Raw genomic sequence first — 24,986 nt, forward strand, 5'->3', positions numbered from 1 at the left:
GCGGGGGGGGGGGGCGGCGCGGGGGGGGGGGGGGGGCGCGGGGGGGGGGGGGGGGCGCGGGGGGGGCCCGCCCCCCCCCCCCCCCCCCCCCCCCCCCCCAGGCGCCGCTGCTGCAGCGCTTTCCCGCCGCCCCCGCCGGGGCCGATCTGCGCGAGGTGGCGCGCGGCCTTCTCGCCGCGTGACAGGGGCGGCGGCCGGCGTCATCCTCCTGCCCCAGGACAAGGGAAACGGGACGATGAGCTTCGCCAGCACGAACGACCTCGCGGAGAAGGCCGTCTCCTTCGACGAGCTCGGTCCAGGCCTCTATGCCTACACCGCCGAGGGCGACCCGAATTCCGGCGTGCTGGTGGGGCCGGATGGGGTGGTGGTGGTGGATGCCCAGGCCACGCCGGTCATGGCACGGGACGTGCAGGCGCGCATCGCGCGGGTGACGGACAAGCCGGTGCGGCAGGTCGTGCTGTCGCATTACCACGCGGTTCGGGTGCTGGGGGCGAGCGGCTACCCGGCGCATTCCGTCATCTGCTCCGACGCCACGCGCGCCCTGATCGCCGAACGCGGCGCGCAGGACATGGACAGCGAGATCGGCCGCTTCCCGCGCCTGTTCCGCGGCCGCGAATCCATCCCGGGCCTCACCTGGCCCACGCACAGCTTCGAGCGGAAGATGACCCAGTGGCTCGGCGAGACCGAGGCGCAAGTGATCCACATCGGCCGCTCCCACACCGCCGGCGACACGGTGGTCTGGGTGCCCGCGCACAAGGTGCTCTTCTCGGGCGACACGGTGGAGTTCGGCGCCACCCCCTATTGCGGCGACGCGCATTTCGCCGACTGGCCGGCGACGTTGGCCGCCATCCGCGAACTGGGCGCGGAGAAGCTGGTGCCTGGGCGCGGTGCGGCGCTGCTGACCAAGGGGGATGTCGAGGAGGCGCTGCACCAGACGGAAAGCTACACCTCTGACCTGTTCGCCCTGGCGCGCGAGGCGGTGGCGAAGGGCCATGGCCTCAAGGACCTTTACGACATGGCGATGGAGCGCATGCGCCCGAAATACGGGCATTGGGTGATCTTCGAGCACTGCATGCCCTTCAACGTCTCCCGCGCCTTCGACGAGGCCTCGGGCATCGCGCATCCGCGCATCTGGACCGCCGAGCGCGACGTGGAGATGTGGCGCACCCTGGAAGGCGCATCCCCGATGAAGAGCGCCGAGGCGCGCGGATGACCGCCTGGGCCCCGCCGCGCTACGCCCACCGGGTGCAGCCCCACCGCGGCGGGGTGGAGGAGGCGCGGGTGGCGATCGTCGGCGGGGGGCTGGTGGGGCTGACGGCGGCGCTGGACCTGGCGCGGCGCGGCGTTGCCTCTGTGCTGCTGGACGAGGACGACACGGTCTCGGCCGGCTCCCGCGCCATCTGCTTCAGCCAGCGCACGCTGGAGATCATGGGGCGGCTCGGCATCGGGCCGCGCTTCCTCAAGAAGGGGATCACCTGGAATCGCGGCCGGGTCTTCTTTCGCGACCGCGAGGCCTACAGCTTCGACCTCCTGCCCGAAAGCGGGCACGAATACCCGGCCTTCGTGAACCTCCAGCAGTATTACGCCGAGCAGTGGCTGGTGGAGGAATGCGAGGTGAGCGGCCTCGTGGATCTGCGCTGGCGCTCGCGCGTTGCCGGGGTGGCGCCGCGCGAGGATGGCGCGGTGCTGGAGGTGGAAACGCCCTCCGGCCCCTACCGGCTCCACGCGGAATGGGTGCTGGCCTGCGACGGGGTGCGCAGCCAAGTGCGGCGCGCGCTGGACCTGCCCTTCACCGGCCAGGTCTTCGACGATCGCTTCCTGATCGCCGACGTGCGGATGCGCGCGGATTTTCCCACCGAGCGCTGGTTCTGGTTCGACCCGCCCTTCCATCCCGGCCAGTCCGTGCTGCTGCACAAGCAGCCCGACGACATCTGGCGCATCGACTTCCAGCTGGGGCGCGACGCGGACGGGGAGGCGGAGCGCGAGCCGGAGCGGGTGCGGGCGCGCGTCGCCGCCATGCTGGGCAAGGCCGTGCCCTTCGACCTCGAATGGGTCAGCGTCTACACCTTCCGCTGCCGCCGGCTCGAGCGCTTCCGCCACGGGCGCGTCCTGTTCCTGGGCGACGCGGCGCACCAGGTTTCGCCCTTCGGCGCGCGCGGCGGCAATGGCGGGGTGCAGGACGCCGACAACCTCGGCTGGAAGCTGGCCATGGTGCTGCGCGGCGAGGCGCCGGAGCGCCTGCTGGACAGCTTCGACGCGGAGCGCGTCCCGGCGGCGGACGAGAACATCCTCCATTCCAGTCGCGCCACGGATTTCATCACGCCCAAGGGCGCTGCCTGCCGCGCCTATCGCGACGCGGTGCTGGAACTGGCGCATGACCTGCCGCTGGCGCGGCCCTTCGTGAACAGCGGCCGGCTCTCGCGGCCCGCCGTCCTGCGCGGTTCGCCGCTTAACGGGCCCGACGAGGCGCCGCGCGCGGCGCCGCCCGGCACGGCTTGCCCGGATGCGCCCATCCGGCGCGATGGGCAGCCGGACTGGCTGCTGCGCCAGTTCGGCGGAGGCTTCACCCTCCTGGCGCGCGAGGCGCATCCCGTGCGGATGGAAGGGCTGCGGGTGGTGGAGCTGCGCGACTCGCCGCGCCCCGGCGCCCTGCACGACCATTCCGGCTTGGCCGCCGCCCGGCTGGGGCTCGCGCCCGGGGAATGCGCGCTGCTGCGCCCCGACCAGCACATCGCCGCCCGCTTCGCCACGACGGCTCCGGATCCCATCCTGGCGGCGCTGCGGAAGGCGGTGATGGCATGAGGCTGCGGCGCGAACCCAACATCGCGGATCCGGACGCGCTCTACGCGGCGCTGATGGAGGCGCATCGCGGCCTGGACGAGGAAGCTTCCCGCCGGCTGGATGCCAAGCTGGTGCTTCTGCTGGCCAACCACATCGGCGACGAGGCGGTGCTGCGGGAGGCGCTGCACCTCGCGCGCGGGACGATTCCGGGGCAGGATAAAGCACCAGCAACCGATTGAGAGTGCCTTGTGACCAATCCCGTCGAGACCATCCGCCAGTGGCAGGACGAGTTCACCGCCATCCGCCGCGACATCCACGCCCATCCGGAGCTGGGGCTGGAGGAGCACCGCACCGCCGCCCTGGTCGCCGCCAAGCTGCGCGAGATGGGGATCGAGGTGCACGAGGGCGTCGGCAAGACCGGCGTGGTGGGCGTGATCCGCAACGGCAATGGCCGGCGCATCGGGCTGCGCGCCGACATGGACGCGCTGGCGATGGTGGAGGAGTCCGGCGCGGGCCATGCGTCCACCATCCCCGGCAAGATGCATGGCTGCGGCCATGACGGCCACACCACCATGCTGCTGGCTGCCGCCAAGTACCTCCAAGAGACCCGTCGCTTCGACGGCACGGTTCACCTGATCTTCCAGCCCGGCGAGGAAGGCGCGGGCGGCGCCCTCGCCATGCTGGAGGATGGGCTGTTCGAGCGCTTCCCCTGCGACGCCGTCTACGGCATCCACAACCGCCCCGGCCTGCCGGTGGGGCAGTATGGCCTCCGCCCCGGCCCGATGATGGCGGGCGTCGCCTTCTACGACATCGTGGTGCAGGGCGTTGGCGGCCACGGCGCGCGGCCCGAGGCGACGGTGGACCCGGTGGTGATGGGCTCGGCGGTGGTGCAGGCGCTGCAATCGATCGTGTCGCGCAACGTGCCGCCGGTCGACCGCGCCGTGGTTTCGGTGACGCGCTTCGACGCCGGCAACGCCTACAACGTCATCCCCGACCGGGTGCGGCTGGGCGGCACGGTCCGCGCCTTCTCGCGCGAGATGATGGAGCTGGTGGAAAAGCGCATGTGCGGCATCGCCGAGGGCGTGGCTTCCGGGTTCGGCGGCTCCGCGACGGTGGATTTCCGCGTCATCACCACGCCGCTGGTGAACGACCCGGCGGAAACGGAGGCGCTGGCCGACGCCGCCGCGTCCCTGGGCGACACGAAGCGCGACTTCCCGGCCGTGATGGGCGGGGAGGATTTCGCCTTCATGCTGGAGAAGTGCCCCGGCGCCTACCTCGTCACCGGCAATGGCGACACGGCCGAGGTGCACAACCCGAAATACGACTTCAACGACGAGGCCATCCCCTTCGGCGCCGGCGTGCTGGCGGCGGTGGTGGAGCGGAAGGCGCCCCGTGTTGGCTGAACTTGTGTCGGCTGAAGGCGCCGATTGATGGCCGGGGAGGTCGTCAACCTCCGGGTGGCGCGCAAGGCGGCGGAGCGGGCGGCGAAGGATCGCGAGGCCGCCGCCAATCGCGCCGCCCATGGCCGCAGCAAGGCGCAAAGGCAGCGCGACGCCGAGTCGGAGCGGCGGCGCAACGCCCTGCTCGACGGCGCGCGGCGCGAGGACAGCGAGGCACCCTGATGGAGCCTGCCGAGGGCAACCCCTATCGCGACGGGCTGCCGCCCGCCCCGCCCGGCCCACCGGAGGGCGAGCAGCACGCGTTTCGCGACGCCGCGCCCTTCCTGTCCGGCCTCGCCCTGGGGCCGGTCCTGCCGGTGGCGCTGCTGCTGGCGGGAGGCGGGGGGTGGCTGGCCCTGGCGGCGCTGCTGGCCGCCCTGGCCACCCTGGCCCTGCTGCCGCCGCTCCGTGCCCTTGGCCGGGCGGAGCGCTATGCGGCCGAGCGGCGGCGCGAGGAAGCCGAGATCCGCGAATGGCCCGAGCGCGAGCGCTGGGAGGTGGCGGCGGTGCTGCACCGCTACGGGCTGCGCGGCGACGCGCTGCACCGGGCGGTGGAGCAGGTCGCGGCTGATCCGCGCCGCTGGGTGGACTTCATGATGCGCTTCGAGCTGGACCTACTGGAGCCGCGCCCCGGCCACGCGATTCGGGAAGGCCTCGGGCTGGCCGGCGGCGCCCTGCTGGGCGGGGCCGCAGTGATCGCCCTGGCGACCTTTGCCGGGCTGCCGGCGGCGACGGCGGGCGGTGCCCTGCTGGCCGCGCTGGGGGCCGGCGCGGCCGGCGCGGCGGGGGGCGAGGCCGCTTTCCCGGCGGGGCTGCGTGGCCTTCTCCTGCTGGGCGCAGCCGCGCTGCTCGTACTGCTGGCGCGCGCCGCGCTGTGAGCGCAACCGCCCCTTAAGCTTCGGCGCGCATCCTCCCTCCGCAATGGTGATGGAGGGGTGGATGCGCGAGGCCGGATGGCGATGACGGCCCCGCTTCTCGTGGCGGCTGCCCTGCTGGTCGCGCTGCCGGGCCTGGCGCTGCTGGCGGCGCGGCGGGCTGGCCTGGGGCTGCTGCTGCTGGACCGGGCGCGGTGCTGCCGCTGGCAGGCGGGCCCCTGCGCCGGGGCGCGGCGCGGCATGGGCTTCGACCCGATCTTCGGGGCAATGCTGGACGCGGGCGCGCTGCGGGCGCTGCGCGCGGCCTGCGAGGCGGGGCGTGCCGCCGCCCGTCCCGCGGCGCTGTTCGTGAAGCTGCCAGGGTGCTGGCGGCTTGCCGTGCTGGCGCCGCCACCGCCGCCCAGCTTGCCCGATGGCGTCCCGGTGGGGGTGTGGCTGCTCGACCCACGCGGCCGCACCCTGACGGGCAACCGGCCCCTCGCGCGGCTGCTCGGCGGCGCGATTCCGGAAGGGGTCGCCACGGCGGGGCTGCAGCTTTGCGGCCCGGCCGGCGGCGAGGCGCCGCTGGGGCTCGACCCGGGGAAGGAACGGGAAGCGCTGCTGCGGCAGCCGGGCCAGAAGCCGCGACGGCTTCTGGCCTCCGCCTCGCCGGCGGGCGGGGGGTGGCTGCTTTCCCTGCTGGACGTGACGCCGCTGCGCACGGCGCAGGAGCGGATCGAGCATCTGGCGGGGCACGACCCGCTCACCGGCCTGCCCAATCGTGGGGTGCTGCGGGCGGCGCTCGACGCGTTGGCGGAGGATCCCGGAGGCGGCACGCTGATCCGGCTCGACCTGGATCAGTTGCGGGCGGTGAATGACCGCCACGGCCAGGGGGCGGGCGATGCGCTGCTGCGGGTCGCGGCGGGGCGGCTGCGCGCCGCCATCCGCCCCTCCGACCTCGCGGCGCGGCTGGGCGGCAACGAGTTCGCGGTGCTCGCCTTCGGCCTGCGCGGCGAGGGCGCGATGCTGCTGGCCGATCGGCTGCGCGAGTCGCTGCTCCAGCCGGTGCGGCACGGGACGTGGGAAGCCACCCCGGCCGCCCGGCTGGGCGTCGCCTGGACACCCGACCATGGCGATGGGGCGGAGGCGCTGATGCACGCCGCCCAGCACGCGCTGCGCGAGGCGAAGCGGAAGGGGCTCGGGGCGGCGTCGTTCGAGCCGCGACTCCTGGAACGCGCGCGCCACCGCGCCCTCCTGCGCGACGCACTGGCCGAGGCGCTGGCGGAAGGCGGCCTTGCCTTGCACATCCAGCCGCAGCGCCACCTCCGCACTGGGGCGCTGGGCGGGGCGGAAGCGCTGCTGCGCTGGGACTCCGCGCGGCTGGGCCGCATGGTCCCACCGACGGAGATCCTCGCCGCCGCGGGGGAGGCCGGGCTGACGCGGGCGCTGGACCAGTGGGTGCTGCGCGGCGCCATCGCACTGCAGCGGGAATGGCTGGGCGAGGCGGGGCTGCCGCAGCGCCTGGGCGTCAACATCTCTGCCGCCACGCTGCAGGATCCCGGCTTTGCCGAGGAGGTGGCGGCGGCGTTGGACCACGCCGGCCTGCCGCCCTCTGCGCTGGAGATCGAGATCCCGGAGGACCTCGCCGTGCGCGACCTGCCGGCGGTGGCGGAAACGGTGGCCGCGCTGCGCGAGGCGGGAGTGGTGCTGGCGCTGGACGATTTCGGCGCCGGCCATTCCAGCCTGGCCCATGTGGTGAAGCTGCCGGTGCATCGGGTCAAGCTCGACCGCAGCACGATCGAGCGCCTGCCGGACGACCCGCGCGCCTATGCCGTGCTGCGCTCCACTCTAGCCATGGCGCGTGGCCTGGAGCTGGAAGTGGTGGCGGAAGGGGTGGAGACGGAAGCGCAGGCGGAGGCGCTGCGCCGCCTGGGCTGCCACGTCGCGCAGGGCTGGCTGGTCGCCCGCCCCATGCCGCCCGAGGCGCTGCGCGACTGGTGCGCGGCGCCGGTGCTGCGCGCGGTCAGCTGAAGTAATCTTCCAGCCCGCCGCGCCGGCGCACGTCCAGCGTCGCGCAGTGGAAGCCGCCGCCGAAGGGGCCATAGGCCAGGAAGGGCAGGGGGATGGGGTCGAAGCCCCAATCCTTGAAGGCCCGTATCAGCGTTGGCTGGCTGGCATCCACCACCACCTTGCGCGGATCCAGCATCAGCACGTTGATGCTGGTCCAGGGCGAGCACATGCTGATTTTCTGCATGACGTCGTCCACCGGGTCGGGGCGCGGCGCCACCAGCACGTCCCAGCGCTTGAGGATGGGCGGCAGGCGCTCGATGTCGATGTAGTCCGGGTTCACCAGCACCTTGCCGGGCGCCAGCGGCATGAAGGAGCTGTCGATGTGCATGGGCTGGCGGCAGGTGCCCGGCAATTCGTGCAGGCGGATGCCGCGCGGCTGGAGGTGCCGGCGCAGCCACTCGATTCCCATGCGGTTGGTGACGTTGGAGGGAATGAAGAACCAGTCCCGCCCGCAGCGCACGAAATCCGCCGCGTCGAAGACCGGCTCGAACTCCGTGACGATGAAGCGGAGCGGCTCGCCCTTCTCCGGGATGCGGTAGCCGTGGTCGAACAGCTCGTCGGTGAGCTGTGGGCGCGGCGCGGCGGTCCAGCGGGCGCCGGCGCGGAAGTATTCCTTGAACAGGGGGCGGTAGGCATCCGCCTCGAAATGGCGGGAGCGCCAGCACATTGGCGTCTCGATGATCTCGTCGCCGGCCGCCATGAACCCGTCGCGCGGGCAGGCGATGCAGAAGCCGCGCGACGACCATTCGAGGGTGCGGAACTTGCGGCGATGGTCCATCACCTCCGGCCGGCGCACCGTGACGCCCTCGGCTTCCAGCAGGCGGATGAAGCCATCCAGCTCCGACTGGGCGCGCTTCTTCATCCAGGCCGGGTAGCGCCGCCCGGCGACGAGGCGGTGCAGCCTTGCGGTGAAGGAGGGCACGTTGAAGGTGACGCTGACGTGGTAGGGCGGGATCACCGCGCCTTCCAGCCGGCCGACGATCACCTCCTCCAGCGTGTCCCACTCGTTCCAGGACCAGACCGGCGAGGCTGTGCGCGTTTCCACCAGTGCATCCATGCGTTCATCCCTCCCGTCACCCGGCCCGGCGCATCTCCCATCGGTGCCAGAGCGCGAGGCCGGGCAGGCCCAGGGCGATGTCCGGTACGCGCTTGACGAAGGAAAGGGCCAGGGCGGCTTCGGGGGCAACGCCGAAGAAGGCCCCAAGGATGACGAAGCCGCCCTCCTGCACGCCGACCCCGCCAGGCACGGGAAAGGCGGCGCCGCGCAGCGCCTGGGCGAGGCTCTCGATTACCAGCGCCTCGGCCAGGGACAGGTCCAGCCCCATGAACCGCGCGGCCAGCCAGATCTCCAGCGTGCCCAGGAACCAGGCGAGGAGGTGCAGCGCGAAGGAGGCGCGCAGGGCCGGGCGGTCTGCCCAGATGCGCGTCAGCCCCTCCTGCAGGCCGATCCCCTCGGCGCCGCCGTCACGCCCTGCGGCGCGGCGGGCCAGGGCGGCGATGCCCCGCTCCACCAAGCCCACGCCGCCGAGGCGCTGCGCCAGAAAGAAGCCGAGCAGCGCGAGCGCCGCAACCGCGAGGCCCCAGGACGCCGCCGCCGTCACCGGCGAGTGCCCCGCCAGCGAAACGAGCAGCACGAGGCCGGTGAGCGCGAAGATCGCCTGCCCCACCGCCTGGATCAGCAGGTCGGCAAGGGTGGAGGCCCCGGCCATGCCCGCCGGCACGCCCCGGAAGGTGAGCAGCCGCGCGCCCAGGATCTCCCCGCCCACCGTGGCGACGGGCAGCAGCACGTTCACCGCCTCGCGGATGAAGCGGATGGCGAAGATTGGTCCCGCCGCCACTGCCCCGCCCAGCAGCCGCCCCCAGCCAAGGGCGCAGAGCCAAAGGATGGCGGCACGAATGAGGGTGCAGAGCGCGAGGCCCAACACCCCCACCGCCGCGAAGGCGGCCCAGACCAGTGCCGCGTCGTTGCGCGCGACCAGCCACGCGGCGAGGGCGAACCCCGCCAGGGTAAAGGCCGCGATGCCGAGGCGCATCAGCGCGCGGGCGCGTTTGCCCGGGCCAGCACCGCCTCGAACAGCACCTGGCAGCCTGCCTCCGCCTCCTCCGGCAGGATGGATTCCGCCTCGTTGTGCGACAGGCCGTCCTTGCAGGGGGTGAAGATCATCGCGGTGGGGACGTGGCGCGCGACATAGACGGCGTCATGCCCGGCGCCCGAGACGATCTCCCGCGCATCATGGCCCAGCCGCGCCGCGGCCTGCCGCACGAGGTCCACGCAGGCGGGGTCGAAGGGCTGGTGGGCGAAGCGGAACTTTTCCCGAAGCTGGAGGCGACAGCCGGTTTCGCTAACCAGCTTCTCGGCCTCGGAAGGGAAGCTGGCGGCCAGCTGCTCGATCTCCTCCGTGCGCGGGTGGCGGAACTCGACGGAGAAACGCACCTCGCCCGGCACCACATTGCAGGAATTGGGCAGGACCTGGAGGAAGCCGACCGTGCCGCGCCCATCCTCGCCGCGGGCGCGCATCAGCGCATCCACATGGGCGATGACGCGCGCGGCGGCCACCAACGCGTCCCGGCGGGCGGAGGGGGGCGTGGTGCCGGCATGCGCGTCCTGGCCGGTGATGACGGCATCGTACCAGACCTGGGCCTGGGCGCCGGTGACGATGCCGACCATCTTGCCCTCGCGCTCCAGGATGGGGCCCTGCTCGATGTGGAGCTCGAAATAGGCGTCGACGGGAAAGGGCTTGGCCGGGTGCGGGCCGCGATAGCCGATCGAGTCCAGCGCCGCGCCGACCGAGACGCCGTCCACATCCGTGAGAGCGTTCACCTTCGCCTCGTCATAGACACCGGCCCAGGTGCCGCTGCCCATCAGGGAGTGGCCGAAGCGGCTGCCTTCCTCATCCGTCCAGTTCACCAGTTCCAGCGGCGCCTCGGTGCTGATGTTGAGGTCGTTCAGCGTCCGCATCACCTCCAGCCCGGCAATGACGCCCAGGGCACCGTCGAACTTGCCGCCCGTGGGCTGGCTGTCGAGGTGGGAGCCGAACAGCACCGGCAGGCGGGACGGATCCCGCCCCTCCCGCCGGGCGAACATGTTGCCGATGGCATCCACCCGCACCGAAAGCCCCAGCGCCTCGCACCATTGCCGGAAGCGGTCGCGACCCTCGCGGTCCACCTCGGTCAGCGTCAGGCGCTTCACCCCGCCCTTGGGGGTGGCGCCGATCTCGGCCATGGCCATGAGGCTGTCCCAAAGGCGCTTGCCGTCGATGCGCTGGTTGGTCCCGGCCATGGGTGCTCCTTGCTGAATGAAGGCTTCAACCATGGCCGCGCCTGCGCCAAAGTGAAACCCATGGCCCATGCCCTCGACCGTTCCGCCCCCGCCCTGCGCCGCAACGCCGACCTGGACACGCCGGAGATCCGGCAGGCTCGGATCGATCTTGCCGCCTGCTTCCGCATGGCGCACCGCCTGGGGCTGCACGAGGGGATCTGCAATCACCTTTCGCTTGTCGTGCCGGGGCATGACGACCTGATGCTGGTGAATCCCTACGGGCTCGGCTTCGGCGAGGTGACGGCGTCGCGCCTGCTGATCACGGATTTCAACGGCAACGTGGTGGCGGGGGAGGGAGTGCCGGAAGCCACGGCGTTCTTCATCCACGCCCGGCTGCACATGAAGCACCCGCGCGCCAAGGCCGCCTTCCACACCCACATGCCCAACGCCACCGCGCTGTCCATGCTGGAGGGGCAGCCCCTGGTCTGGGCCGGTCAGACGGCGCTGAAATTCTTCGGCCGCACCCTGGTGGACGAGGACTACAACGGCCTCGCCCTGGATGAGCGCGAGGGCGACCGTATCGCCGCGTCCCTGGGCGAGGCCGACATCGTCTTCATGAAGAATCACGGCGTCATGGTGGTCGGCCCGACGGTAGCTGAGGCCTGGGACGACCTTTACTACCTGGAGCGCGCCTGCGAGGTGCAGCGCCTTGCCATGGCGACAGGGCGGACCCTGAAGCCGGTGCCGGATTCGGTCGCCCGCCTGACCTACGAGCAGATGCGCGAGGGCGACCGGGAAAGCGCCCGGCTGCACCTGGAGAGCGTGAAGCGGCAGCTTCTCAAGACGGATCCCGACTACGTGGAGTAGGAGGGCCGGCGGGAGGCTGCCTTCCGCGCGCCCCCTTGGTGCCCAAGCCGGGCCTTGCCTAGGGGCAAGGCCCACAGCCCCGGAGCGAAGATGGGCGACGCGGTGGTGGCAGGTCCAGGCAGGGGCCGACAGGCGCTGGATGCCGGCCTCGGCTTCGTGCTTGGGGCGGCGGTTGGCGTTCCGGTGGGGCTTGCGCTGTACGCGACGCTGCGCGGGGCGCTGCTGCCGCCGCGCCTGCTTTCCTCCGACGCGATCCTGTGGAGTGTGGTCGCCATTGTCGCGCTGGGCCTGGGCTGGATCGGGGCGCGAAGGCGTTGGGGCGCACCAGGCGGAAGCCGGCTCCTGCGTGGCGTCCTTGGCTGCGTGGCGGGCGCGGTGATCGGCGGCCCCCTGACTTTCGCCATCGCCCTGGCGGCTTGGGACGCGACGGGTGCCCCGGACCGGGATGGCGGCTTCGGGTTGATGGCGCTCTTCGTCCTGGCGCCGCTGGGGGCGCTGGCCGCGGGTTGGGCCGCGGCCGTGTTCCTGGTGCGGCGCGGCTGACCCTGCGACCTGCACCGAAGCCGCCCGGGCGGAGTTCAGGGCCCCTGGTTCAGCGCCGGGCGTAGCGCCGCCGCCTCGGCCTCGGGCACCAGCCCCTCACGCAGGAACAGGTCGATCAGCACGAGGTTCACGTTGAACTTCACCGTGTCCCGCTCCCGCACCTCGGCCAGGACGCGGGCGAGGGGCCAAAGCTCGAAGCGCTCCACCTCGTCATCATTGGGCTTCGGCTCCCAGCCTTCCGGCAGGTCGAGGTCGAAGCAGTGCAGCACGTCGCGCCGCAGCCCCTCCTCGTTGGTCATGACATAGGAGACGCGGCCTACCCGACGCGCCTGCCGCACCAACTCGGCGGGAAGGGAGGCTTCCTCCTCGCCCTCCTTCAGTAGCGTGTCCTCCGGCGTCATCCCGGCCGGGATGCCCCCGGCCACGAGGTTGTCCAGCTGCCCCGGCGCCACCGCCTTGTGAGGGGCGCGGAACCCCACCCACAGATACAGCCCGTCGGGACCCCTGACGCGGCCGTTGAGGTGGACGCCCTGGCCGATCACCCCGAATTGCGGCACCAGCCCCCGGTCCAGCGCGCCCAGCGCCGGTCCATCGGCCTCGGCGCGGATGTCGAACAGCTCGTTGCGGATGCGACCGAAGCCGCGCCGCGCCAAGTCCCGCGCGATGCCCGCCAGCGCGTCGGAGCGCTGGGCGGGGGTGCGGAACCGTCCCGCCATGGCCACGCCGCGCCCGTCGAAATGGATCTCGGCCGGAAAGAAGGCCAGGGCGCGGGCGAGTTCCGGCGTCACCCAGCCCACCTGCGCCTCGCCGAAGCGGAAAGGCAGGAGGTGGGCGGGAGAGGGGGTGTTGTTGCAGGCATGAACATGCCGCATCAGCGTTCCGGACATGGGGGCCATGTGGCACGGGCCCTGCGCTTTCCAAAGGCCCCGCGCCGCGCCACATCCCTCCTATGCCTGCCAAGACCGACCTGCCCCCCGGCCATGGAGGGGCGCTGCGCGCCATCCTTCCCTATCTGTGGCCCGAGGGCGAACCGGGGCTGCGGCTGCGCGTCGTCCTGGCCGTGCTGTTCCTTATCCTCTCCAAGGCGGCCAACGTCCTGGTGCCCATCGCCTATGCCCGCGCGGTGGACGCGCTGGCCCCGGAGGAGGGGCCGGGCGCTCTGCTCGCCATCCCGGTCGCGCTGGTGGTGGGCTACGGCCTCCTGCGCGTCATGGCCTCCCTGCTGGCCGAGGCGCGCAACGCCGTCTTCGCGCGGGTGCAGGCGCGGGCCGGGCGGCGGGTGGCGCTGTCGGTGTTCCGCCACCTTCACGCCCTGTCCATGCGCTTCCACATGGACCGCGCGACGGGCGGGCTGTCGCGGGTGATCGAGCGTGGCGTGCGCGGCATCGCGATCACGCTGAACTTCCTCCTGTTCAACATCATCCCGACGATCCTGGAGATCGTGCTGGTGGCCGGCATCCTGTGGTGGATGTTCGCCTGGTCCTTTGCCGTGACCATCCTGGGCACCATCGTCGCCTATGTCGGCTTCACCCTGGCCTTCACCAACTGGCGACTGCGCTTCCGGCGCGAGATGAATGAGACGGACCAGGAGGCCAACACCAAGGCGGTGGATTCCCTGCTGAACTACGAGACGGTGAAGTACTTCAACAACGAGCGGCACGAATCCGCCCGCTACGACGAGAGCATGACCCGCTACGAGCACGCCTACACGCGCTCGGAAGTCACGCTGAACATGCTGAACAGCGGGCAGGCGGCGCTCATGGCGCTGGGGCTGACCGTGGTGATGCTGCTCGCCGGCCGGGGCATCGCCGCCGGCACCATGACGGTGGGCGACTTCGTCATGGTGAACACCTACCTGATCCAGCTCTACCTGCCGCTGAACATCCTCGGCTTCGCCTATCGCGAGATCCGCCAGGGCCTGACCGACATGGAGGAGATGTTCCGCCTGCTCAACGTGCCGGCCGAGGTGTCGGACGCCCCCGACGCCAAGCCGCTGGCGGTGACCGCGGGCACGGTCGCCTTCCGCGAGGTGCGCTTCAGCTACCGCCCGGACCGGGAGATCCTGAAGGGCGTGTCCTTCGAGGTGCCGCCGGGCCGGATGCTGGCCATCGTCGGGCCGACCGGGGCGGGCAAGTCCACCATCTCCCGCCTCCTGTTCCGCTTCTACGACGCCTCGGGCGGCGCGGTGGAGGTGGACGGGCAGGACGTGCGCGCCGTGACGCAGGACAGCCTGCGCCGGGCCATCGGCGTGGTGCCGCAGGACACGGTGCTGTTCAACGACACCATCGCCTACAACATCGCCTATGGCCGCCCTGGCGCCACGGAGGCCGAGGTGATCGAGGCCGCCAAACTGGCCCAGGTGCACGACTTCGTCCTGAAGCTGCCCGAAGGCTACCGGACCCGCGTCGGTGAACGTGGCCTCAAGCTGTCGGGCGGCGAGAAGCAGCGCGTCGCCATCGCCCGCACCATCCTGAAGGACCCGCGCATCCTGATCCTGGACGAGGCGACCAGCGCCCTGGACACAAGGACGGAGCAGGAGATCCAGGCGGCGCTGCGCGACGTGTCGCGCGGCCGCACCACCCTGGTCATCGCTCACCGGCTTTCGACCGTGGTGGAGGCGGACGAGATTATCGTGCTTCAGGAAGGGCGCATCGCCGAGCGCGGCTCCCACGCCGCGCTCATGGCCCGGGGTGGCCTTTATGCCGAGATGTGGCGGCGCCAGAGCGAGGCGGTGGCGGCGGCCGAGGCGGCGGCGCGGGCCGAGGAGGATGCGCGCTTCGGCGAGGCGGTGCAGCCCGGCACGGCCGCGGAATGACAGAGCGTTAATCCGATCCGGGGTTCCTCTGCACGGAGGGGCTTCCCATCTGGGCGTGAATTCATGGAGTTGACCGGGAATGCAGCACGAGCTGGGCGACGCGCCCGAGGATCTGAGCCACGCGGGATCAGTGGTGGACAAGGCGATCGAGTACATGCTCGAGCAGCAGATCGCCCCGATCTCCGCCGCCTCGGCCCTGCTGGGCGGGGCACTCGGCCTCCTGGCGCGCTCCATGGATGACCGCTCCATCGCGGGCATCCTCCGCCAGGCGCTGCACAGCGTGGAATCCGGGGAGCTGCGCTCCCTGCCCACACTGCCCAAGGGTTGACTCCCGGGCCGGGCGACGGCAAAAGCCCGACTTCCTGTTCACCTCCGCGCGCGGGGCATCCCTGCGCGCGCTTCCGTTTCTTGGGGACTGCATCATGGCTCGCCGCTGCGGCATCACGGGCAAGGGCGTCATGTCCGGCAACAATGTCAGCCACGCCAACAACAAGACGCGGCGCCGCTTCCTGCCCAACCTGCAGGAGCAGTCCTTCTTCAGCGACGTGCTCGGCACCTCGATCCAGCTGCGCCTGTCCGCCAACGGCATCCGCACGATCGAGCACAATGGCGGCCTGGACGCCTTCCTGCTCGGCACGCCGGACCGCCGCCTGCCGGACGAGGCGCGCACGCTGAAGCGCCGCATCGAGCGCGCCCAGGCGAAGAAGGCCGTGGCCGCCTGATCAGCCGAGGCGGTAAAGCGCCAGAAGGCTTCGCTGAAAGGGGTTCTGGTTGTCGTCCGACAGGAGGACGACCAGGACCCCTTCGCGCGTTCGGGTGACGGACACCGCCTCCCAGTTCTCTGCCGGGGCATCGCCCGGCATCTCCAGCCAAGTCTCGCCCTCCAGCACCGGGGCGGACAGGTCGGCGACATGGGCGAGGCGGGAGCGGAACCCGCCGAACAGGCTGAAATCCCGTTCCAGCACCAGCGCGCCACCATTCGGCAGCGCGGCCGCGTCGGTGGGCGAGAAGCCGCGGGCTGGCCGGTAGAGCCGTTCCTCCCAGCCCGCATCATTGCCCAGCCATGCGGCGCGCAGGCTGTCCGACCCCAGCGACTCCGCGATGGCGAGGAGGCGCCCGTCCGGCAGCAGGGTCAGGGATTCCAGCCCGCCATTGTTCGGCGCGTCCTCCAGCCCGGGCGGGGAGGGGAAGCGGCGTGCCGGTCCATCCAGCCTCTGGTAGCGCCAGATCCGGTGCCGCCGCTCGAACCCCACGAGCCAGGAGCCGTCGGGCAGCTGGGCCAGCGCCTCCGCGTCGCCCGCTCCGCCGACGAGGGGCCGTCCGCCCGTGTTGAGCAGGGGGCCGTGCCGGATCTCGCTGATCGCCAGCGGGTCAGGGTGGAGCCTCGCCTGCCACCAGCGGCCGCGATCGCTGACCACGGTCAGTGTCATGTCGCGCGCCAGATGCGCGCCGGAGAACCCGCCGAAGCCCCAGGGCGTCGTGTCGAGCACCAGCAGCCCGAGGGGCTCCAGCCGTCCGCGCGGGACCAGCAGCGGTTGGGCCGTTGCGCAGCCGGGCGCGGCCAGCGCCGCCGCCAGCAGGGCGCGGCGGCTATACGATCGCAGGGGCGCGCTCGGCCGCCGCGCGCTGCCACGCCTCGGCCGCGTCCTCGTCGAACAGCTCGGCGAGCTTCTTCATCATCGTGCCGCCCAGCTCCTCGGCATCCACGATGGTGACGGCGCGGCGGTAGTAGCGGGTGACGTCGTGGCCGATGCCGATGGCGATCAACTCCACCGCGCCGCGATTCTCGATGTCCTTGATCTGGTCGCGCAGGTGGCGCTCCAGGTAGTTGCCGGGATTGACCGACAGGGTGCTGTCATCCACCGGCGCGCCGTCGCTGATCACCATCAGGATGCGGCGGTGCTCGGTGCGGGCGAGGAGGCGCTTATAGGCCCAGGCCAGCGCCTCGCCGTCGATGTTCTCCTTCAGCAGCCCTTCGCGCAGCATCAGCCCCATGGCGCGGCGCGAGCGCCGCCAGGGCGCGTCGGCAGCCTTGTAGACGATGTGGCGCAGGTCGTTCAGGCGGCCGGGATTGCGCGGCTTGCCCTCCTGCACCCAGCGCTCGCGGCTTTGCCCGCCCTTCCAGGCGCGGGTGGTGAAGCCCAGGATCTCCGTCTTGACCGCGCAGCGCTCCAGCGTGCGGGCCAGGATGTCGGCGCACATCGCCGCCACCGTGATCGGCCGCCCGCGCATGGAGCCGGAATTGTCGATCAGCAGCGACACCACCGTGTCGCGGAAATCCGCGTCGCGCTCCCGCTTGTAGGACAGGGCGTGCATCGGATTGGTGACGACGCGCGTCAGGCGCGACACGTCGAGCAGCCCTTCCTCCAGGTCGAACTCCCAGGCGCGCTGCTGCTGCGCCATCAGCCGCCGCTGGAGGCGGTTCGCCAGCTTGGAAACGACGCCCTGCAGGTGCTGGAGCTGCTGGTCCAGCTGCTGGCGCAGCCGCGTCAGTTCGTCCGGATCGCAGAGATCCTCGGCCTCCACCACCTCGTCGAAGGCGGTGTTGAAGGCGCGGTAGCGGCTAGCATCGTCGGTCTGGGGCGGCTCCTTGCGGGCTTGCGGGCCGCCGGGCTTCTCGTCGCCCTCGGCGGCGGCGCCTTCCTCCTCGGAATCCTGCGCCTCCTCCTCGGCGGCCTCGCCCTCCATGGTCTCGGGCTCGGCGCCCTGCATGGATTCCTGGTCCTGCGCCTGGGCCTCGCCGGCGCTGGCCTGCTGGTCCTGGGCGTTCTCCTCGCCGCCTTCGTCGCCTTCCTCGTCCTGGTCGGCCTCGCTCTCCACCTCGGCCTCGGCGAGGTCGAGGGCGGAAAGCAGCTTGCGCGCGGCGCGGGCAAAGGCCTCCTGGTCGTCGGTCGCGCGCGACAGCTCGTCCAGCGCGCCCTCGGCCTTCTCGTCCAGCGATCCGCGCCACATCTCCAGCACGCGCTGCGCGGCGGGGGGCGGCGCCTCGCCGCTGATTTTCTCCCGCGCCAGCAGGGACAGCGCCGTGTGCAGCGGCAGCTGGTCCTTGCGGGTCATGCGGTCATAGCCCTCGCTTTCCGCCTCATCGGCGAGGCGGGCGCGGAGGTTGGCGGCGACGCCCGACATGTGGCGCGAGCCGACGGCCTGGACGCGGACATCCTCCAGCGCGTCGAACACCTCGCGCGCCTCGCGCCGCGCCGGGGCGCGGGCAGCGTGCGTCGCCTCGTCGTGGTGGCGGAGCTTCAGCGCCACCGCGTCGGCGGCGCCGCGCAGCTTCGCCATCTCGGCCGGGGGCAGGGCGCGGGTGGGCAGGGGCAGGCGCGCGCGCTTGCCCGCGACGCCCGCCGGGCCGGGCTGGAAGGCCACCTGCACCTCGGGCGTCTGGGCGATGGCGCGGATGGCGCCCGCCGTGGCGCGCTTGAACTCTTCCTGCCGGGTCTGGTCGGGCTTGCTCATCGTGGCCTGCCGGGGCTCACCCCGCCTTCTTGTAGAGCCCCGTCTGGATCTCCTCGTTGAAGCAGCGCTGGTAGTACTCGGCCACCGTCGCGCGCTCCGCCTCGTCGCACTTGTTGAGGAAGGTGAGGCGGAAGGCGAAGCCCACGTCGCCGAAGATGCGCGCGTTGTCGGCCCAGGTGATGACCGTGCGCGGCGACATGACGGTGGAGATGTCGCCCGCGATGAAGCCGGCGCGGGTCAGGTCGGCCAGGGCCACCATCGCCTCCACCTGTTTGCGCATCTTGCCGTCGTTGGACGCGCCCATCTTCGCCAGCACGATGTCCACCTCTTGCGCATGCGGCAGGTAGTTCAGCGTGCAGACGATGTTCCAGCGGTCCATCTGGCCCTGGTTGATCTGCTGCGTGCCGTGATACAGCCCCGTGGTGTCGCCGAGGCCCACCGTGTTCGCCGTGGAGAAGAGGCGGAACATCGGGTGCGGGCGGATCACCCGGTTTTGGTCGAGCAGGGTCAGCTTGCCCTCGACCTCCAGCACGCGCTGGATCACGAACATCACGTCCGGCCGGCCGGCATCGTACTCGTCGAACACGAGCGCGCAGGGATGCTGGAGCGCCCAGGGCAGGATGCCCTCGCGGAACTCCGTCACCTGCTTGCCGTCCTTCAGGACGATGGCGTCCTTGCCGATCAGGTCGATGCGGCTGATGTGGCTGTCCAGGTTCACGCGGATGCAGGGCCAGTTCAGCCGCGCCGCCACCTGCTCGATATGGGTGGACTTGCCGGTGCCGTGGTAGCCCTGGACCATGACGCGCCGGTTGTGCGCGAAGCCCGCCAGGATGGCGAGGGTCGTGTCGCGATCGAAGCGATAGGAATTGTCCACCTCGGGCACGTGTTCCGTGCGGATGGAATAGGCGGGGACCTGCATGTCCACGTCCAAGCCGAAGGCCTCGCGGGCGCTCACCGTCGTGTCGGGCATGGAGATCGCGCCCGTCGGCTGCACCTCGGCCAGATTTGCCACCTTGTTCATCACGCTTCCGCTTCGTCCGATGGGTTTCGGGAGACTCTAGGCCAGGGGCGCCGCGTGCGCTACCCGGCGGCCGCCCGCGGGGCTCCGTCCCCAAGCCGCTTGCGCAGGAGCGCATAGGCGCGGCTGATGTCCTTGAAGCGCTCCTCCGCCCGCTTGTCGCCCTTGTTGGCGTCCGGGTGGTGGCGCTTCGCCAGTTCCTTGTAGCGCGACTTCAGCGCGCCCGCGTCGAGCGGCCACTCGAGTTCCAGAACGCCCAGCGCGGCCCGGAGTTCCGGCGGCGCCTCCCGGCGCTGGGGCTGGGTGCGCGGCCGGGGCGTGGCGTCGCGCAGGATGCCCAGCGGGTCGCCGAGCTTGCTGAGGTCCACGTGGCCCCCGAGCCGCCCCAGCGGCCAGGTCGGGCGCTGCCAGCCCGTGTCGGAGCGGATCGCGCTCTCGATGTCGGCGCTCGGCATGCCTTTGTAGAAATCCCAGCCGGCGTTGTAGGCGCGGACGTGGTCTAGGCAGAACCACAGGTAGTCGCGCAGGTCCCGGTCGCGCGGGGCGCGGAATTCTCCTGGGAGGGAGCAGCCGGGCGCCGCGCAGGTCTCGGGCGGCGCCTTCGGGTCGCGCTGCGGCTGGAAACTGCTCCTTCGTGCCATTCGGGAGGATATGGCGGGCGCGAAAGGGCTTGGCAACGGCGCGCGATGCGGGGAAAGCTGCGCCCATGACGAACCGCGCCGAGCGCATCCGTTCCACCCTGGAAGCCCGTTTCTCCCCTTCGCAGATCGAGGTGGTGGACGACAGCCACCGCCATGCTGGCCATGCCGGCGCCCGGCCGGAAGGTGAGACGCATTACGGCGTCCTGCTCGTCAGCCCCGTCTTTTCCGGCATGGGGCGGGTCGACCGGTCCCGCGCGGTGCATGAGGCGCTGGCAGGGGAGTTCTCCTCCGGGCTGCATGCGCTGGCGCTGACGCTGCGCGCGCCGGAAGAGGTGGCCTGAAGCACCTTCACGCCAGGCTGCACCGCCTGGCGGCTTGGGAGACGCGCCCCAGCAAGGGCCAGGTCGGCCTATTCGCTCCACTCCGGCCATTTCCGGCGCACGACGGGGCTGTTCGGCGCATAGGCATGGCAGGTGCCAAGCAGGGCGGGGCGCCGCCGCGGAGCGCCCGCTTCCTCGGCCCCGCGCTGTTCCTGCTGGCGGCGATGCCGGATGGGCCACATGGTCTGGAAGGCGACGGTCGCCATCTGGGCCAGCACCTCGCGCAGGTGGGTGCAGCCTTGCACGCCGCCCACGACCTCGTTCACCGCGCGGTTGAAGCCGGGTCCGATGGACAGGCCGGCGAGCTTGCGGAAATTGGGCGTGGCGCCGGGGCAGATATCGAAGGGGGAATGGTCCGTCACCGCCTCGCACTCGGTGATCACCATGTCGGTGTTGATCGTCATGCGGACCCACATGCCGTGCAGCGCCTCCCCCGGATTGACCTGGCCGCGATGCTCCGACGGGAAGCCGTAGGTCTTGGTGTCGGTGAGGTGGGCCTCGATGTCCACCAGCCCGTCCTCCCGAAGAAAGCCGCGCAAGGCGATGTCGCGGAGGTGATGAAGCTGCCGGGGGGCGGGGGCGGAAAGGGGCATGGGGAAATCCTATTCCCTCCCTGCGGCGCGGCAATCCCCGGCTGATGCGGGGGTGACCCCCGGGGATGGCCCGCCGCCCCGCCCCATGCTAGCGCCCGGCCGACCCATCGCTGGAAGGCGCACCCATGTCCGAGCCCATCAACCTTCCCCCGCAGAACGGCCCCGACGCCCAGCAGCAGCCGCCCCTGCTGCTGAACATCCAGTTCACCAAGGACCTGTCCTTCGAGGTGCCGGGCGCCCCCGAGATCTACGCCACGCTGCGCGAGCAGCCGCGCATCGACCTGGCGCTGGACGTGCAGGCTCGCCCCATCCAGGAGGGCCAGAACGTCTTCGAGGTGGCGCTGGTGATCCGCGCCGATGCCAAGACGGGCGAAGGCACCCAATGCTTCATCGCCGAACTCACCTATTGCGGCATCTTCACCGTGAACGTGGCGCAGGAGCATCTGGAGCCGGTTCTGCTGGTGGAATGCCCGCGCCTGCTCTTCCCCTTCGCGCGCAACATCCTGGCCGAGGTGACGCGCGAAGGTGGGTTCCCGCCCGTGCTGCTCAACCCGATTGACTTCGTCCAGCTGTGGCAGAGCCGCCGTGGCCAGACTTCTGGGACGGCCTGAGGTTGTAGTCCAGGGAAAAGATTCACCCCTGACTTGCAACTTGGGGTTGGCGACGGCAGTATCCGTAAAGGCTTAACAAAGGCTTTACGGCTCGATGCCAACCCCGTCGCCGCTCCCTCTGGGCGCCGCCATCCTGCCGTTCCGGCGGGACGAGGCAGCGGCGACACCGCTACTCCTTTCCCCGCCGCTCCTGACCGGCGAGGAGGAGACGCAATTCGCCCGGCTGCTCCAGTCGGGCTGGCTCGCCCCGGCCGGGCCCACCCTGGCTGCCTTCGAGGCAGCGGTGGGCGAGGCGGCGGGGTTTCCGCACGTCCTCGCCACCGGATCCGCCACCGCCGCGCTGCTGCTGGCCTATCGCCTGCTGGGCGTCGGTCCGGGGGACGAGGTCTGGACTAGCAGCCTCACCTTCATCGCCACGATCGCGCCGGCCGTGCAGATGGGCGCCACGCCGCGCTTCCTGGACGTGTCGCCGGAATCCTGGACGCTCGACCCTGCCCTGCTGGCGGAGGAGCTGGCAGCGGCGGCGCAGCGCGGGCGCCTGCCGCGCGTCGTCGTTTCCGTGGATCTCTACGGCCAGCCCGCCGACATCCCGGCACTGCGCGCGGCCTGCGACCGCTGGGGCGTGCCGCTCGTCTCCGACAGCGCCTGCGCGCTGGGGGCCACCCAGCATGGCCGCCCGGCCGGGCAGGGGGCCTGCCTCGCCGTCACCTCCTTCAACGGCAACAAGATCGTCACCGCGGGCGGGGGCGGCGCGCTGCTGGCCGATGAGGCGGCGCCCATCGCCCGCGCCCGCCACCTTGCCACCCAGGCCCGCGACCCGGCGCCGCATTACGAGCACACCGAAGCGGGGTTCAACCTCGTGATGAGTGCGGTCCTGGCCGCGGTCGGGCTCGCCCAGCTTCCGGCGCTGGAGCGGCGCGTCCTGGCGCGGCGACGCCTGTTCGATCGCTACGCCGCGGCGCTCGGCGCCCTGCCGGGCCTGTCCTTCATGCCGGAGCCGGGCTGGGCGCGCTCCACGCGCTGGCTCTCGGCCATGCTGGTCGAGCCCCGGCGCTTCGGTGCGGATCGCGAGGCGCTGCGCCGTGCCCTGCTGGCCGAGGGCATCGAAAGCCGCCCGGTCTGGAAGCCGCTGCACCTCCAGCCCGCCTTCCACCACGCCCCCTTCGCCGGCGGCGCCGTGGCCGCCGCCTTGTTCGAGCGCGGCCTCTGCCTGCCCTCCGGCAGCGGCATGGGCGCGGCCGAGCAGGACCGGGTCATCGCCGCGGTCGCGGGCCTCGCCCGCGCATGAGTCGCATCCTCTACCTGCACCAGCATTTCTCGACGCCCGATGGCGGGACGGCCACCCGCAGCTACGCCCACGCCCGCGCCCTAGCGCGGGCGGGCCACGAGGTGACGGTGGCGACTGGGCGCTACGCCGGCGCGGAGACGGGCCTGTCCGGGCCCTTCCGCCTCAGCCGGCGCGACGGGGAGGTGGCGGGGTTCCGCGTGGTGGAATGGGACATCCCCTATGAGGGCGGGATGAGCCTCGGCGCCCGCGCCCTAGCCTTCGCGCGCTACGCGTTGCGCGCCCTGCCGCCCGCCCTTTCGGGCCACGACCTCGTCATCGCCTCATCTACCCCGCTTTCCGTCGCGGTGCCCGCCCTCCTGGCGAAGCGGCTGCGCGGGACGCCCTTCCTGTTCGAGATGCGCGACCCCTGGCCGGAACTGCCCCGCGCCCTGGGCCTGCGCAACCGGCCCATCCTCGCCGCGATGGAGGCGTTGGCCGGCGCCGCCTGCCGCGAGGCTTCCGGCGTGGTGGCGCTGTCCGAGGGCATGGCGGAGCTGGCGCGCGCCCGTGGCGCCCGGCGGGTGGAGGTGATCGGCCAGGGCTGCGACCTCGACCTGTTCGGGCCGCACATCCCGGCCTGGCGCCCGGAGGAGGCGGCGAGCCACGAGGCGCTGGCGGTCTATGCCGGGGCGCATGGCAATTCCAACGGGCTGGGCCTCCTGCTGGAAGCGGCGGCGCGGCTGCGCGCGGCTGGGGAGGCGCGGGTCCGCATCGTCCTGGTGGGGCAGGGCCCGGCCAAGCCCGCCCTGATGCGCGAGGCGCTGCGGCGTGGCCTCCGCAACGTGTCCTTCCTCCCGCCCTTGCCCAAGCGCGAACTCGCCAGGCTACTGGCGGGCAGCCAGATCGGCCTGCTCTGCCTCGCCCCCGTGGGGGAATTCGCGGAGTGGACCGCACCCAACAAGCTGATGGATTTCCTGGCCGCCGGGCTGCCCGTCCTTTCCAACCTCCCGGGCGCCGCTGCGCGTCTGCTGGAGGAAGGGGAGTGCGGCGTCACGGTGGATCCCCGCGACGCCGAGGCGCTGGCGGCCGCGCTGGTCCGCATGGCGGCGCGCCCCGCCGAGCGCCTCAAGATGGCCCGGGCGGCGCGCGACATGGCGCAGCGCCGCCTCGACCGGCGCCTCCTGGCCGCGCGCTTCGTCGCGGCGGCGGAGACGGCGCTGGGCGCTCCGCCCCGCGCCTTCGAGGCCACCGCGTGATCCTTCTGCTTTCGGCGGTCCATCCGCCGGATGACCTGCGGGTGGTGCGCAAGGAAGGCGCTGCCCTGGCAAGCGAAGGCTGGCGCGTCCGCCACCTCGCGCCGCACGGGGCCGCCCCCGCCACCCTGGGCGGGGTGGAGATCGAAACGCTGGCGCCCGGCCTTGGCCGGCGGGCCCGCTGGTGGCCGCTGCTGCGCCGCGCACTGGCGCTCCGCCCCGCGGTCCTCCACGCGTCCGAGCCCGATGCCTGGGCGATCGCGCTCCTGGCCGGGCGCCTCCTCGGCGCGCGTGGTGCTGGACGTGCACGAGCACTACCCGTCGCGCCTCGACGGGCGGCTCCCCGCCGCGCTGCGCCCCCTTGGGCGTGCCGCGCTGCGCCTGCTCCTGGCGCTGATGGGCCGCATGGCCGATGCGGTGGTGGTGGCGAAGGACGGGCTGGAGGCGGATTTCCCCGGCGCGCGCTGCGTCCCGGCGCGCAACCGCGCCGTCGTCCCGCCGGGGCTGCGCCCGCGTGAGCACCAAGATGGGCCGCTCACCCTGCTGCACCTGGGCGCCATCACCCGGGCGCGGGGCTGGCCGCAGATGCTCGCCGCCCTGACCCTGCTGCCGCCGGACACGCGGCTCCTCGTCATCGGCCGCTTCGGTGATGGCAGCGAGGCGGCCTTCCGGGCCGAGGCCGCGCGGCTGGGCATCGGGGCGCGGGTGGAAGTGGCGCCCTGGATGCCGCGCGAGGCGGCGCTGGCCCGCGCGGCCGCGGAAGCCGACGTGAACCTCGTACTGTTCCAGCCGGGCGAGGAGAATCACCGCCTCGCCCTGCCGCACAAGCTGTTTGACGGCATGGCGGCGGGGCTGCCCGCCGTGGTGCCGGGCTTCGCAGCCGACGTGGCGCGCATCGCGCGATCCTCGGGTTCCGGCATCGCGGCCGATTCCGCCGATCCCGCCAGCATTGCCGCCGCCGTGCTCTCCCTCGCCGATCCTGGCAAACGCGCGGCAATGGGCGCGGCCGGGCGGCGCGCGGCGGAAGGGGAATGGGGCTGGGCGCCGGAGGCCGCGCGCCTAGCCGCCCTGTATCGCGACCTGCTCGCGCCCCGCGCGCGAGCCGGTAGGAGGGCGGCGGAAGCCGCGCTATAGGGGCG

Annotated in this window: 26 protein-coding genes; 17 read left to right on the plus strand and 9 right to left on the minus strand. The window is 72.2% G+C overall.

Annotated features, from left to right (window positions below; genetic code table 11):
• Nucleotides 1-235 precede the first annotated feature (235 nt).
• The 7 genes from OF850_RS10040 (at nucleotide 236) to OF850_RS10070 (ending at nucleotide 7,105) form a co-directional block, all read left to right on the plus strand.
• The gene (locus tag OF850_RS10040; protein WP_301589928.1) at nucleotides 236-1,213 is read left to right on the plus strand and encodes an MBL fold metallo-hydrolase; all 978 of its coding nucleotides are present in this window, start codon (nucleotides 236-238) and stop codon (nucleotides 1,211-1,213) included.
• Nucleotides 1,210-2,802, plus strand: coding sequence for an FAD-dependent oxidoreductase (locus OF850_RS10045; protein ID WP_301589929.1), 1,593 nt, complete (start codon nucleotides 1,210-1,212; stop codon nucleotides 2,800-2,802). Before OF850_RS10040 ends, OF850_RS10045 begins: the two co-directional genes overlap by 4 nt.
• A complete protein-coding gene (locus tag OF850_RS10050) occupies nucleotides 2,799-3,020 on the plus strand; it encodes a DUF2783 domain-containing protein (RefSeq protein ID WP_301589930.1) in 222 nt (73 codons plus the stop codon). Before OF850_RS10045 ends, OF850_RS10050 begins: the two co-directional genes overlap by 4 nt.
• 9 nt (nucleotides 3,021-3,029) lie before the next feature.
• Nucleotides 3,030-4,184, plus strand: coding sequence for a M20 aminoacylase family protein (locus OF850_RS10055; protein WP_301589931.1), 1,155 nt, complete (start codon nucleotides 3,030-3,032; stop codon nucleotides 4,182-4,184).
• Between the two features lie 27 nt (nucleotides 4,185-4,211).
• Entirely contained in the window at nucleotides 4,212-4,403 is a 192-nt protein-coding gene (locus tag OF850_RS10060) for a DUF4169 family protein (protein WP_301589932.1), read from the plus strand.
• Entirely contained in the window at nucleotides 4,403-5,098 is a 696-nt protein-coding gene (locus tag OF850_RS10065) for a VIT1/CCC1 transporter family protein (protein WP_301589933.1), read from the plus strand. Before OF850_RS10060 ends, OF850_RS10065 begins: the two co-directional genes overlap by 1 nt.
• 75 nt (nucleotides 5,099-5,173) lie before the next feature.
• Nucleotides 5,174-7,105, plus strand: a complete 1,932-nt coding sequence (locus OF850_RS10070; RefSeq protein ID WP_301589934.1) for a putative bifunctional diguanylate cyclase/phosphodiesterase — start codon at nucleotides 5,174-5,176, stop codon at nucleotides 7,103-7,105.
• Here OF850_RS10070 and OF850_RS10075 read toward each other — a convergent pair.
• The 3 genes from OF850_RS10075 to OF850_RS10085 are packed head-to-tail and all read right to left on the minus strand — an operon-like array spanning nucleotide 7,098 to nucleotide 10,424.
• Entirely contained in the window at nucleotides 7,098-8,201 is a 1,104-nt protein-coding gene (locus OF850_RS10075) for a hypothetical protein (protein ID WP_301589935.1), read from the minus strand. The two genes, OF850_RS10070 and OF850_RS10075, sit on opposite strands and share 8 nt — an antisense overlap.
• Before the next feature lie 16 nt (nucleotides 8,202-8,217).
• The gene (locus tag OF850_RS10080; RefSeq protein WP_301589936.1) at nucleotides 8,218-9,177 is read right to left on the minus strand and encodes a lysylphosphatidylglycerol synthase domain-containing protein; all 960 of its coding nucleotides are present in this window, start codon (nucleotides 9,175-9,177) and stop codon (nucleotides 8,218-8,220) included.
• Nucleotides 9,177-10,424, minus strand: a complete 1,248-nt coding sequence (locus tag OF850_RS10085) for a Zn-dependent hydrolase (protein WP_301589937.1) — start codon at nucleotides 10,422-10,424, stop codon at nucleotides 9,177-9,179. The genes OF850_RS10080 and OF850_RS10085 overlap by 1 nt, the downstream gene beginning before the upstream one ends.
• A 60-nt stretch (nucleotides 10,425-10,484) precedes the next feature.
• Here OF850_RS10085 and OF850_RS10090 point away from each other — a divergent pair, with 60 nt between their 5' ends.
• Together OF850_RS10090 and OF850_RS10095 are read left to right on the plus strand one after the other, a co-directional pair.
• A complete protein-coding gene (locus OF850_RS10090) occupies nucleotides 10,485-11,270 on the plus strand; it encodes an aldolase (protein WP_301589938.1) in 786 nt (261 codons plus the stop codon).
• A 90-nt stretch (nucleotides 11,271-11,360) separates the two neighbouring features.
• The gene (locus OF850_RS10095; protein ID WP_301589939.1) at nucleotides 11,361-11,813 is read left to right on the plus strand and encodes a hypothetical protein; all 453 of its coding nucleotides are present in this window, start codon (nucleotides 11,361-11,363) and stop codon (nucleotides 11,811-11,813) included.
• A 35-nt stretch (nucleotides 11,814-11,848) separates the two neighbouring features.
• On the opposite strand, the gene OF850_RS10100 is transcribed toward OF850_RS10095, so the two are convergent.
• Nucleotides 11,849-12,685 (minus strand): NUDIX hydrolase, encoded by an 837-nt coding sequence (locus tag OF850_RS10100; RefSeq protein ID WP_301589940.1) that lies wholly within the window; start codon nucleotides 12,683-12,685, stop codon nucleotides 11,849-11,851.
• Between the two features lie 77 nt (nucleotides 12,686-12,762).
• Here OF850_RS10100 and OF850_RS10105 point away from each other — a divergent pair, with 77 nt between their 5' ends.
• The 3 genes from OF850_RS10105 to rpmB all read left to right on the plus strand — a co-directional run bounded on the left by OF850_RS10105 (nucleotide 12,763) and on the right by rpmB (nucleotide 15,350).
• Nucleotides 12,763-14,628: an ABCB family ABC transporter ATP-binding protein/permease gene (locus OF850_RS10105; RefSeq protein ID WP_301589941.1), complete on the plus strand. Its 1,866-nt coding sequence runs from the start codon at nucleotides 12,763-12,765 to the stop codon at nucleotides 14,626-14,628.
• 79 nt (nucleotides 14,629-14,707) lie between these two features.
• Nucleotides 14,708-14,956 carry a hypothetical protein gene (locus OF850_RS10110; RefSeq protein WP_301589942.1) on the plus strand — a complete coding sequence of 83 codons (249 nt, stop codon included), beginning with the start codon at nucleotides 14,708-14,710 and terminating at the stop codon, nucleotides 14,954-14,956.
• Nucleotides 14,957-15,050: 94 nt separating this feature from the next.
• Nucleotides 15,051-15,350: a 50S ribosomal protein L28 gene (gene rpmB, locus OF850_RS10115; RefSeq protein ID WP_301589943.1), complete on the plus strand. Its 300-nt coding sequence runs from the start codon at nucleotides 15,051-15,053 to the stop codon at nucleotides 15,348-15,350.
• Here the strand turns inward: rpmB and OF850_RS10120 are convergent, their stop codons facing one another.
• The 4 genes from OF850_RS10120 to OF850_RS10135 all read right to left on the minus strand — a co-directional run bounded on the left by OF850_RS10120 (nucleotide 15,351) and on the right by OF850_RS10135 (nucleotide 19,743).
• Nucleotides 15,351-16,118 (minus strand): esterase-like activity of phytase family protein, encoded by a 768-nt coding sequence (locus OF850_RS10120; RefSeq protein WP_301589944.1) that lies wholly within the window; start codon nucleotides 16,116-16,118, stop codon nucleotides 15,351-15,353.
• Nucleotides 16,119-16,218: 100 nt separating this feature from the next.
• Nucleotides 16,219-18,084 (minus strand): cobaltochelatase subunit CobT, encoded by a 1,866-nt coding sequence (cobT, locus tag OF850_RS10125; RefSeq protein WP_301589945.1) that lies wholly within the window; start codon nucleotides 18,082-18,084, stop codon nucleotides 16,219-16,221.
• Nucleotides 18,085-18,100: 16 nt separating this feature from the next.
• Complete coding sequence (gene cobS, locus OF850_RS10130; protein ID WP_301589946.1) at nucleotides 18,101-19,105, minus strand: cobaltochelatase subunit CobS; 1,005 nt, start codon at nucleotides 19,103-19,105, stop codon at nucleotides 18,101-18,103.
• A gap of 59 nt (nucleotides 19,106-19,164) precedes the next feature.
• Nucleotides 19,165-19,743 (minus strand): J domain-containing protein, encoded by a 579-nt coding sequence (locus OF850_RS10135; RefSeq protein ID WP_301589947.1) that lies wholly within the window; start codon nucleotides 19,741-19,743, stop codon nucleotides 19,165-19,167.
• A gap of 65 nt (nucleotides 19,744-19,808) precedes the next feature.
• Here OF850_RS10135 and OF850_RS10140 point away from each other — a divergent pair, with 65 nt between their 5' ends.
• Nucleotides 19,809-20,084 carry a BolA family protein gene (locus tag OF850_RS10140; protein WP_301589948.1) on the plus strand — a complete coding sequence of 92 codons (276 nt, stop codon included), beginning with the start codon at nucleotides 19,809-19,811 and terminating at the stop codon, nucleotides 20,082-20,084.
• A gap of 68 nt (nucleotides 20,085-20,152) precedes the next feature.
• Here OF850_RS10140 and OF850_RS10145 read toward each other — a convergent pair whose 3' ends face one another.
• Nucleotides 20,153-20,716, minus strand: a complete 564-nt coding sequence (locus tag OF850_RS10145; protein WP_301589949.1) for a DUF2889 domain-containing protein — start codon at nucleotides 20,714-20,716, stop codon at nucleotides 20,153-20,155.
• 125 nt (nucleotides 20,717-20,841) lie between these two features.
• On the opposite strand from OF850_RS10145, the gene secB reads away from it, so the two are divergent.
• From secB to OF850_RS10165, 4 genes are all read left to right on the plus strand, one after another.
• Nucleotides 20,842-21,327, plus strand: coding sequence for a protein-export chaperone SecB (gene secB / locus OF850_RS10150; protein WP_301589950.1), 486 nt, complete (start codon nucleotides 20,842-20,844; stop codon nucleotides 21,325-21,327).
• 94 nt (nucleotides 21,328-21,421) lie between these two features.
• Nucleotides 21,422-22,615: a DegT/DnrJ/EryC1/StrS family aminotransferase gene (locus OF850_RS10155; protein ID WP_301589951.1), complete on the plus strand. Its 1,194-nt coding sequence runs from the start codon at nucleotides 21,422-21,424 to the stop codon at nucleotides 22,613-22,615.
• Nucleotides 22,612-23,850 (plus strand): glycosyltransferase family 4 protein, encoded by a 1,239-nt coding sequence (locus OF850_RS10160; RefSeq protein WP_301589952.1) that lies wholly within the window; start codon nucleotides 22,612-22,614, stop codon nucleotides 23,848-23,850. The genes OF850_RS10155 and OF850_RS10160 overlap by 4 nt, the downstream gene beginning before the upstream one ends.
• A 243-nt stretch (nucleotides 23,851-24,093) precedes the next feature.
• Nucleotides 24,094-24,981 carry a glycosyltransferase gene (locus OF850_RS10165; protein ID WP_301589953.1) on the plus strand — a complete coding sequence of 296 codons (888 nt, stop codon included), beginning with the start codon at nucleotides 24,094-24,096 and terminating at the stop codon, nucleotides 24,979-24,981.
• Nucleotides 24,982-24,986 lie beyond the last annotated feature (5 nt).

It is taken from the genome of Sabulicella glaciei, assembly GCF_026183895.1.
GTDB classification, from domain to species: Bacteria; Pseudomonadota; Alphaproteobacteria; order Acetobacterales; family Acetobacteraceae; genus Roseococcus; species Roseococcus glaciei.

Excerpts from the sequence above, each read along its gene's own strand:
- OF850_RS10095 (WP_301589939.1), top strand. The coding sequence starts at position 11,361 with ATGGGCGACGCGGTGGTGGCAGGTCCAGGCAGGGGCCGACAGGCGCTG.
- OF850_RS10145 (WP_301589949.1), bottom strand. The coding sequence starts at position 20,716 with ATGCCCCTTTCCGCCCCCGCCCCCCGGCAGCTTCATCACCTCCGCGAC.
- OF850_RS10165 (WP_301589953.1), top strand. The coding sequence starts at position 24,094 with ATGCCTGGGCGATCGCGCTCCTGGCCGGGCGCCTCCTCGGCGCGCGTG.
- OF850_RS10045 (WP_301589929.1), top strand. The coding sequence starts at position 1,210 with ATGACCGCCTGGGCCCCGCCGCGCTACGCCCACCGGGTGCAGCCCCAC.
- OF850_RS10090 (WP_301589938.1), top strand. The coding sequence starts at position 10,485 with ATGGCCCATGCCCTCGACCGTTCCGCCCCCGCCCTGCGCCGCAACGCC.
- OF850_RS10135 (WP_301589947.1), bottom strand. The coding sequence starts at position 19,743 with ATGGCACGAAGGAGCAGTTTCCAGCCGCAGCGCGACCCGAAGGCGCCG.
- rpmB (WP_301589943.1), top strand. The coding sequence starts at position 15,051 with ATGGCTCGCCGCTGCGGCATCACGGGCAAGGGCGTCATGTCCGGCAAC.
- OF850_RS10085 (WP_301589937.1), bottom strand. The coding sequence starts at position 10,424 with ATGGCCGGGACCAACCAGCGCATCGACGGCAAGCGCCTTTGGGACAGC.
- cobS (WP_301589946.1), bottom strand. The coding sequence starts at position 19,105 with ATGAACAAGGTGGCAAATCTGGCCGAGGTGCAGCCGACGGGCGCGATC.
- secB (WP_301589950.1), top strand. The coding sequence starts at position 20,842 with ATGTCCGAGCCCATCAACCTTCCCCCGCAGAACGGCCCCGACGCCCAG.
- OF850_RS10110 (WP_301589942.1), top strand. The coding sequence starts at position 14,708 with ATGCAGCACGAGCTGGGCGACGCGCCCGAGGATCTGAGCCACGCGGGA.
- OF850_RS10060 (WP_301589932.1), top strand. The coding sequence starts at position 4,212 with ATGGCCGGGGAGGTCGTCAACCTCCGGGTGGCGCGCAAGGCGGCGGAG.
- OF850_RS10075 (WP_301589935.1), bottom strand. The coding sequence starts at position 8,201 with ATGGATGCACTGGTGGAAACGCGCACAGCCTCGCCGGTCTGGTCCTGG.
- OF850_RS10155 (WP_301589951.1), top strand. The coding sequence starts at position 21,422 with ATGCCAACCCCGTCGCCGCTCCCTCTGGGCGCCGCCATCCTGCCGTTC.
- OF850_RS10070 (WP_301589934.1), top strand. The coding sequence starts at position 5,174 with ATGGCGATGACGGCCCCGCTTCTCGTGGCGGCTGCCCTGCTGGTCGCG.
- OF850_RS10160 (WP_301589952.1), top strand. The coding sequence starts at position 22,612 with ATGAGTCGCATCCTCTACCTGCACCAGCATTTCTCGACGCCCGATGGC.
- OF850_RS10080 (WP_301589936.1), bottom strand. The coding sequence starts at position 9,177 with ATGCGCCTCGGCATCGCGGCCTTTACCCTGGCGGGGTTCGCCCTCGCC.
- OF850_RS10040 (WP_301589928.1), top strand. The coding sequence starts at position 236 with ATGAGCTTCGCCAGCACGAACGACCTCGCGGAGAAGGCCGTCTCCTTC.
- cobT (WP_301589945.1), bottom strand. The coding sequence starts at position 18,084 with ATGAGCAAGCCCGACCAGACCCGGCAGGAAGAGTTCAAGCGCGCCACG.
- OF850_RS10065 (WP_301589933.1), top strand. The coding sequence starts at position 4,403 with ATGGAGCCTGCCGAGGGCAACCCCTATCGCGACGGGCTGCCGCCCGCC.
- OF850_RS10140 (WP_301589948.1), top strand. The coding sequence starts at position 19,809 with ATGACGAACCGCGCCGAGCGCATCCGTTCCACCCTGGAAGCCCGTTTC.
- OF850_RS10050 (WP_301589930.1), top strand. The coding sequence starts at position 2,799 with ATGAGGCTGCGGCGCGAACCCAACATCGCGGATCCGGACGCGCTCTAC.
- OF850_RS10100 (WP_301589940.1), bottom strand. The coding sequence starts at position 12,685 with ATGCGGCATGTTCATGCCTGCAACAACACCCCCTCTCCCGCCCACCTC.
- OF850_RS10105 (WP_301589941.1), top strand. The coding sequence starts at position 12,763 with ATGCCTGCCAAGACCGACCTGCCCCCCGGCCATGGAGGGGCGCTGCGC.